The sequence below is a fragment of the Chromohalobacter sp. HP20-39 genome, assembly GCF_033052815.1.
GTDB lineage: Bacteria > Pseudomonadota > Gammaproteobacteria > Pseudomonadales > Halomonadaceae > Chromohalobacter.
This window is the reverse complement of record NZ_JAWHTP010000848.1, coordinates 1-258: the sequence shown is the minus strand read 5'-3', so window position 1 is coordinate 258 and position 258 is coordinate 1. Positions and strand designations below refer to the sequence as shown.

1 protein-coding gene is annotated in these 258 nt (G+C 67.1%); it reads right to left on the bottom strand.

Annotation, left to right across the window (positions count from 1 at the left end):
* Positions 1–22: 22 nt before the first annotated feature.
* A partial coding sequence (locus RVY79_RS20355; RefSeq protein WP_317466402.1) for a carboxyl transferase domain-containing protein occupies positions 23–258 on the bottom strand: 236 nt, incomplete at its 5' end.

Below are 258 nucleotides of genomic sequence, written 5' to 3'. Positions count from 1 at the left end.
CTGATGTTTGATGGCGGTCCGCTTACATGCGGAACACGCCGAAGTTCATATCGCCAATCGGCGCGTTCAGGCTGGCCGACAGGCCCAAGCCCAGCACGCTGCGCGTATCCGCCGGGTCGATCACGCCGTCGTCCCACAGGCGTGCGCTGGCGTAGTACGGATGGCCCTGGCGTTCGTACTGGTCACGGATCGGCGCCTTGAAGGCGGCTTCCTCGTCGGCGCTCCACTGGCCGCCCTTGGCCTCGATGCCGTCGCGGC